4 protein-coding genes are annotated in these 5681 nt (G+C 64.5%); all 4 read right to left on the bottom strand.

Annotated elements, in window-relative coordinates; all coding sequences use genetic code 11:
- Nucleotides 1-36: 36 nt before the first annotated feature.
- The gene (pgl, locus tag BN1120_RS09425; RefSeq protein ID WP_042015825.1) at nucleotides 37-1035 is read right to left on the bottom strand and encodes a 6-phosphogluconolactonase; all 999 of its coding nucleotides are present in this window, start codon (nucleotides 1033-1035) and stop codon (nucleotides 37-39) included.
- A 57-nt stretch (nucleotides 1036-1092) separates the two neighbouring features.
- On the bottom strand, nucleotides 1093-1701 hold the full coding sequence (locus BN1120_RS09420; RefSeq protein WP_042015823.1) for a LysE family translocator: 609 nt from the start codon (nucleotides 1699-1701) through the stop codon (nucleotides 1093-1095).
- Nucleotides 1702-1821: 120 nt separating this feature from the next.
- The gene (mscK, locus tag BN1120_RS09415; RefSeq protein WP_042015820.1) at nucleotides 1822-5139 is read right to left on the bottom strand and encodes a mechanosensitive channel MscK; all 3318 of its coding nucleotides are present in this window, start codon (nucleotides 5137-5139) and stop codon (nucleotides 1822-1824) included.
- A gap of 149 nt (nucleotides 5140-5288) precedes the next feature.
- Nucleotides 5289-5681: pyruvate kinase alpha/beta domain-containing protein (locus BN1120_RS09410; RefSeq protein WP_042015818.1), on the bottom strand; the 393-nt coding region annotated here is incomplete at its 5' end.

Raw genomic sequence — 5681 nt, 5'->3', positions numbered from 1 at the left:
GGACATAGCCTTTTTTTATGCCCGTTTTTCGCCATCTCACGGGAGGGCGAGCACCCTCACCCACATGGCCCCCTTGCCCACCTCGCTCCGTGGGCCCGGGGTGAGCTGGCCGCTTTCGGGGTCGATGGCATGCAGCGCCACCTCGTGGGATTGCTGCCCGGTCGCGATGAGCCAGTGGCCGCTGTGGTCGATGGCAAAGCCCCGGGGACAGGCCTCGGTCGGGAAGTGGCCGAGGGGGGTGAGGGCGCCATCCTGGGGGGAGACGCCGAACAGGGTGAGCAGGCTGCTGGCCCGTTCGCTGGTATAGAGAAAACGTCCATCCGGGGTCAGGTGCAGGTCGGCGCCCCAGCGATCCCCCTCATAGCCAGGGGGCAGCATGTCCAGGCTCTCGCGCGCCACTATCTGTCCGTCCGCCTCCCTGTGGTAGCGATTGAGGGTGGCATCGAGTTCGTTGAGGCAATAGAGATCGCCGTTGTCCGGGTGCTGTGCCAGATGGCGGGGCCCGGCGCCGGGGGCGGTGTGAATGTCCCCCAAGGGATGGGGAACCAGCCTCTCGTCCACCAGGGCAAAGCGGCGCACCCTGTCCTCTTTCAGGCAGGCCACCAGCAGCTCCTGCTCCCCGTTTTGCCCCGGGAGCCAGGTGACCGAGTGGGCCGCCATCAGGTGGTCGAGACGCTGGTGAGGGGGCTGCATCCGGCCCGCCTGATCCTGGCGGGAGACGGTGACGTGGTTGAAGGCGTAGGAGGCGGCAAAGAAGAGGCGGCCGCTGCCGTCCGTGCAGGTGTGGGAGGCGCTGCCGAGCAGTGGCGCCGAGGTCGGGGCCCCGAGCCGCCCATCGGCGGCGATGGGGAAGCTCAGCACCCGAAAATCGGGGCGCACCCCCGCATGGAGCCAGCGCCGGTCCGGGCTGATGGCCAGGGGCTGCACCTCGCCGCCGGTCTGCACTTCCTGCAGCGGGGCGAGGGTGCCTGCTTCGAGGCGAAACACATGGATCAACCCGCTCACCGGGTTGGCCACATAGACCACTTGTTGCATTGCATCTCCTTTGCGACGGCCGTCCGTCGGGTCAAGGGAAAGGGGAGTCCCGGCGTCTCAGGCGGGGATCAGGATCTCGCGAATGACGGGCACCACTGACAGTACCAGCAGGGCTGCCATCACCTGGTTGAAGCGGCGACGGGCAAGATCGTTTGCCAGCCAGCGCTTGAGCAGGGAACCGCACAGGAGCCAGAGTCCGACGCAGGGGAAAGAGACGATGAAGAAGGTCAGGGCGATGACGAGGTGCTGCTCAAAGGGGTCGCTCCCCGTGCTGGTGAAGGCGGCGATGGCGCCGGTGGCGACCACCCAGGCCTTGGCATTGACCCACTGGAACAGGGCTCCCTTGAAAAAGCCGAACGGGCGGGCCCCGTTGCTGTCAGCCATCCCGTCCGTCGGGCGGGCGATGAGCCAGGCAAGATAGAGCAGATAGAGGGTGCCCGCGCACTTGATGAACATGTGGAGTTCGGGGACGCGGGTAAAGAGCTGGCCAAAGCCCAGCCCCACCAGCAACAGCATCAGGGTGAAGCCGACGCAGATCCCCATGAGCAGGGGCAGGCTCTTGCGTATCCCGACGCTGGCGCCGGCGCTCATCACCATGATGTTGTTGGGGCCGGGGGTGACCGATGCCGAGATGGCAAAGAGCACCACGGCGTAGAGCGAGTCCATTGGGTTCCTCGTGCAGACAGTCCGTTGTCTTCCCTATATTGGGGGCGATCTGCGCTTTCCAAGGCGGGGGGCGGGCAGAAAAAAACAGGCCCCGTGACGGGGCCTGTGAAGCGGGCGGGATCAGACGGGCTGGTTCCCTGCCGGCGGCAGCGCCGGGCGGGATTCCACCTTCTGTTCGTCTCCCTGCATGTTCTTGATGTAGACGTCCATCTGGTTGAACGCGATCTCGATGCCATGCTCGCGGAACAGCACGTCGATGCGGCGGTTCAGCTCGTCGATGGCCGGGTTGCGATCCCCCAGCTCGCTCACGAAGAAGCGCAGCTCGTGATCCAGGGTGCTGGGCCCGAAGGTGAGGAAGTAGACGATGGGGGCCGGGTCTTTCAGCACCCGGCTGTTCTCCATGGCGGCCTGCATCAACAGCTTGCGGGTCAGATCCAGATCCGAGCCATAGGCCACCCCGACCCGGGCGATGACCCGGGTGACGGTGTCGGACAGGGACCAGTTGATGAGCCGCTCTATCATCAGCTGCTGGTTCGGGATGATCACCTCCTTGCGGTCGAAGTCGGTGAGGGTGGTGGAGCGGATCCTGATCTTGTTGACCGTGCCCGAGATGGTGCCGATGGTGACGGTGTCGCCGATCCGCACCGGGCGCTCGAACAGGATGATGATGCCTGAGATGAAGTTGGAGACGATCTGCTGCATGCCGAAACCGATACCGACCGAGAGACCGGCGGCCAGCCACTGCAGCTTCTCCCACTGGACCCCGAGCATGGCCAGCGCCGTCAGGCTGCCCACCCCGATCAGGGCGTAGTTGAGCATGGTGGTGAAGGCATAGGCTGTGCCCTGGGCAAGGCGCAGCTTGGAGAGCACCAGCACCTCCAGCAGGCCCGGCAGGTTGCGGGCCAGCGACAGAGCCGCACCAAACACGAAGAGGCCGGTCAGCACGTCGCTCAGGCTGATGGGATAGAGCACGGCGTTGGCCCCGGTCCCCTCGCTCTTGTGCCACAGCACCACGCTGTCGAGGTAGGTGAAGACCGCCACCAGATCAGACCAGAGCCAGTAGAAGGCGACGCCGAACACCAGCAGCAGCATGATGCGGGTCAGACGCAGGGACTGCTGGCTGACCTCTTCCAGATCCATGGGCTGCTCTTCGATGGCTTCGCCCCCTTCCGCATCCTCCTGGGTCTTGTGTTCCCGCTTGGCGACCGCGCGGCGATAGGCCAGACGACGGGCCGCCAGCTCAAGACCACGCAGGGCGGTGCGATAGACCAGACCCCAGATGATGATGAGGTAGAAGGACTCGATGAGCCTGCCGGTGAGTTTCAGAGCCGTGTAGTAGTAGCCAAGGGCTGCCAGCACCATCAGGGCCACCGGCGCCAGCGCCAGGGAGACGGCGGTCAGGGTCTGCAACATGCTCGCCTCGCCCTTGATGCGGGCACGGGAGATGGGCAGCACCAGGTAGGCGGTCAGCCCCAGCAGCAGCATGGTCATGCCCTGGCCGATGACGTCGTTGCCAAGGGAGGAGGGTTCCACCACCGCCTTGGTCGACAGCATGATGAGGGGCAGCAGGGGCAGCCAGAGGTAGCGCATGCTGTTGCGCTTGGCCTGCAGCTCGTCCCGCGGCATGCGGAAGTGGGTCTCGCCGATGCCCCCCGGTCGCATCACCGACAGGTAGACGCTGAACACCAGGTAGCCGAGGGCCAGGTTCAGGGTGATCTGGAAGATGAGTTTCGGGCTCAGCAGGCCGCAATAGGCGAGCAGCAGGCCGGCGGCCAGGATGAAGAGGGTACCCGGCAGGCGTTGCAGCACGGTGAACAGCAGGGCACGGGGGGTGTGCCACTGGCTGTCCTGACGAAAACGTCCCAGATCCTTGACGATCTTCTTCTGGCGCTCGAGCAGGGTGCCGCGCTTCCACAGCAGCAGGCCCCCCACCAGCAGCAGGGGCAGTGCCAGCAGGGAGACTGCCAGCAGCATGTCGCCCCAACCGCTCCAGTCCGGTTTCAGCACCCAGTCGGAGGCCTGCTTGAAGGCCTGGGCCGGCCAGGTGATGAACCACTTGGCGTCGATGGGCTTGTTGCTGCTCACCCAGAAGATGTGCTGTTGCAGGGTGAACTCGATGGAGGCATAGACCCGGGTCAGCTGCTGCTGGGTCAGTTGCAGGCTGATGGCGTTGGTGAGCTGGGCATCCATCTGGCGGTTGAGCTGATCCAGCAGGCCGATGCGGGTGTCGATGAGCTTGGCAAGGCTGGCCCTGTCTTCGTCGCTCACCGTCTCGCCGCTGCTGGCGATGAGGTTGTCCAGATACTGGTTCTTCTGGAACAGCTGGTCACGCTGCTGGCTCAGTTCGAACTGGGCCAGGTGCAGGTCGGCGATCTGCTCCTCCAGGTTCTTCACCAGGGTGGAGGGGGCCGCTTCCAGTTGCTGGTAGAGCTGATAGAGGATGCGCGAGAGCAGCAGGTTGCCCTTGAGCATCTGTACCTGTTCGTTGAGGTTGCGCTCGGTCTGGGTGCCGCGCTCCAGCATGCTCTTCGCCTGCAGGTTCTTCTGGGCCAGGGTGTTGAGGCTGTTGGTGGAGCTGATGAGTTGCTGGCTGAGCTGGTAGTTGAGCTCCTGCTCTTTTTGCACCAGGGGGTTGTCTTCGGCGGCCACCAGCTCGCCGGTCTCTTCGGCGGTCTTCTCGGTGTCCCCCAGGCGCTTGGCGCTGCTCTGCTCCTGCAATGCCTGCAGTTTCTGCTCTTCACTGGCGAGACGGGCACTCTGGTAGTCCCGTTGCTTGACCACCAGATCCTGCATGCTGGTGCGGTTGTCCAGCTCCTTTTGCAGGTTGGCCAGTTGCAGATCCAGCAGGGCCAGTTCGGCGCCCAGCTTCATCTTCTCGGCGCTGCTCACCCCGTCCCCGGCGTTGAGGCGGGTGCGGATCTCCTGGCTGCGCTGATAGGCGCGGCTCATGCTGGCCTGGGCCCGCTCCGGCAGGGTCTGCAGGTTGGTGATCTGGCTGCCGATGGTGCCAAGGGCCTCCTGGGCCGCCTGCATGTTGGCCATGATCTCGGGTTGGCGGGCATCGAGCTCCGCCAGGCTCATGGTGGCGTATTCGCTCTTGAGCTGCTCCGGGCTCTTGCCCTGGGTCAGGGCGTCGAGCTTGGCGCCGATCTCCTTGAGCTCTGCCGGCAGGGTGCGCAGGCGTTCGCTCTGGGTTTTGGCCTTGCTCTTCTCCTTGTCGATGCTGTCGAGGAGGGAGAGGGTGTCAGTCAGGAACTTCTGGTCCGCCTGCTGGCTGGCCGTGGGGGTGTCCGATTTGCCGAGGGCGTCGAGCGCCCGCTGCACGGTGGCGCGCTGGGGCAGATCCTGCGCCAGGGTGCTCGGGGTCCAGAAGGTGATGAGTAAACAGAGCAGCGGCAGCAGGGTGGCCGAGGCTCTTTTGAAGCGTGTTGAGAGCATAAAGCGTCCGGGTGATTATGCGATGTTCGGGGGATTTTCCACCAGGGTAAAATCCGCGTGGATTCTAGCACCGGCGCAAGAGGGGCAGCAGGGGGAGAGATAAAAAAAAACGGCGCCCGCAGGCGCCGCTTTCATCGGTTCAGGACTGATTACAGTACGTGAACGGAGGCGGTGTTGGTGGTACCGCTCGGTACCAGGGCACCGGAGACCATGACGACCACGTCACCCTTCACGCCCATGCCGATTTCCAGCGCGGCTTCTTTGCCGATGCGATAGAAGTCGTCGGTGGAGGCGATGGAGTCAACCACGTGAGCAACCACACCCTTGGTCAGCACCAGCTGGGCAGCGGTCTTCTTGTTGGTGGTGATGGCCAGGATCCAGGCTTTCGGGAAGTACTTGCGGATGGCCTTGGCAGACTTGCCGCCTTCGGTGGCAACCACGATCAGCGGGGCGTCCAGCTTCTCGGAGGTCTCGACCGCGCCTTTGCAGACCGCTTCGGTGATGCGCAGCTTGTTGCTGTCGTTGGCAGCAGACAGGTTGGA

The sequence above is a fragment of the Aeromonas caviae genome, from assembly GCF_000819785.1.
Classification (GTDB): domain Bacteria; phylum Pseudomonadota; class Gammaproteobacteria; order Enterobacterales; family Aeromonadaceae; genus Aeromonas; species Aeromonas caviae.
This window is presented reverse-complemented; position numbering and strand designations above follow the sequence as displayed.